Source organism: Streptomyces phaeochromogenes (assembly GCF_001418655.1).
GTDB classification, from domain to species: domain Bacteria; phylum Actinomycetota; class Actinomycetes; order Streptomycetales; family Streptomycetaceae; genus Streptomyces; species Streptomyces phaeochromogenes.
Genome location: NZ_LIQZ01000540.1, coordinates 1 through 1,664 on the forward strand (window position 1 = coordinate 1; position 1,664 = coordinate 1,664).

Sequence of the window (1,664 nt, forward strand, 5' to 3'; positions counted from 1 at the left end):
CGGCGACGTCGGGCCGGCGCCGGGCGAACCCCCGCACATACCCCTCGACCTCGACCGTGTCCTTCGCGAAGCCGCCGCTGGGCAGCGACTTGGGCGGGGTGGTCTCGGTGAAGACGGCCGGATCACGCGGCGCCGACCCGACGTCGCCGTGTGCGTGCTGCGGTTCGCGAACATCCTCGGGCCGAGCGCTGATTCGCCGCTCGCCGCGTACTTCTCGCTGCCCGTGCTGCCGACCGTGCTCGGCTACGACCCGCGGCTGCAGTTCGTGCACGAGGACGACGTGATCGAGGTGCTGCGGATCGCCTCGCACGAGCCGCGGCGTGGCACGCTCAACAGCGGCACGTTCAACATCGCCGGCGACGGNNGCTGCTCACGCACGGCCGGGTCGTGGCGACCCGGCAGATGCGCGAGACGCTCGGCTACGGTCCCAGGTACACGACCGCGGAGACCTTCGCGGACTTCGCACGCAGCCGAGGGCCCGGACTCCTGCCCCCCGAGGCCCTTGCGGGGGCCGTCGACCGGATCGCGGCACTGCCTGTACTCGGCGGTGGCCACCTCCCGACGCAGAGCGCCAACTGAGGAGCGCATCAACGATGGCGGACGCCAAGGTCATTCCGTTCGACGACGACCGGTCCCGCGGGAGTGCCGTACAGCGGCCTCCGCGGCGCCGGAGCGGCGGGAGCAGGCGCAAGGGCGAGCCCGTGGTGGTTCGTGAGGTCCAGCCCCTGCCCGCACGAACGATTCCGCAGGATGATGTTCCCGTGACGCGTGAGGAACCGGCTGCTGTGGAGAAGCCGCAGGAGAATGGCTGGGACCGGCGCATCGCCGGCGGTCTGGCCTTCCTGCGGCGGCGACTGACGGGTGAGTACGAGGTCGACGACTTCGGTTACGACCAGGAGCTCACCGACCAGGTCCTGATGTCGATGCTGCGGCCCCTCTACGAGAAGTACTTCCGCGTCGAGGTGAAGGGCATCGAGAACATCCCGTCGGAGGGCGGGGCGCTGATCGTCGCCAACCACTCCGGGACGCTGCCGCTGGACGGCCTGATGATGCAGGTCGCCGTCCACGACAACCACCCCGACGGCCGTCATCTGCGGCTCCTCGCGGCCGACCTGGTCTTCATGCTGCCGGTGGTCAACGAGCTGGCCCGCAAGGCCGGTCACACGCTCGCCTGCGCGGAGGACGCCGAACGGCTCCTGGAGCGCGGCGAGCTGGTGGGTGTGATGCCGGAGGGCTTCAAGGGCATCGGCAAGCCGTTCAGCGAGCGCTACAAGCTCCAGCGCTTCGGCCGCGGCGGCTTCGTGTCGACGGCCCTGCGCCAGGGCACGCCGATCATCCCGTGCTCCATCGTGGGCGCGGAGGAGATCTACCCGATGATCGGCAACTCCAAGACGCTGGCCCGTCTCCTCGGCTTCCCGTACTTCCCGATCACGCCCACGTTCCCGTGGCTGGGCCCGCTCGGCGGCGTTCCGCTCCCCACGAAGTGGACGATCCAGTTCGGCGAGCCGATCCTGACCGACGGCTACCCGCCGGAGGCGGCGGAGGACCCGATGCTCATGTTCAACCTCACGGACCAGGTGAGGGAACAGATCCAGCACACGCTCTACAAGCTTCTGGTGCAGCGCAGGTCGGTGTTCTTCTAGGACTTCTGGATACGTCGGTGG

At 69.4% G+C, this 1,664-nt stretch carries 1 protein-coding gene and 2 pseudogenes; all 3 read left to right on the top strand.

The genetic code is table 11. The features are described from left to right. Nucleotides 1–363 (top strand): annotated as a pseudogene (locus AOK17_RS53070) (NAD-dependent epimerase/dehydratase family protein); the annotation flags it as partial. A gap of 2 nt (nt 364–365) precedes the next feature. Then, nucleotides 366–579, top strand: a pseudogene (locus AOK17_RS53075) (NAD-dependent epimerase/dehydratase family protein); the annotation flags it as partial. Between the two features lie 14 nt (nt 580–593). Beyond that, nucleotides 594–1,643, top strand: coding sequence for a lysophospholipid acyltransferase family protein (locus tag AOK17_RS45240; RefSeq protein WP_055618482.1), 1,050 nt, complete (start codon nt 594–596; stop codon nt 1,641–1,643). Nucleotides 1,644–1,664: the final 21 nt, after the last annotated feature.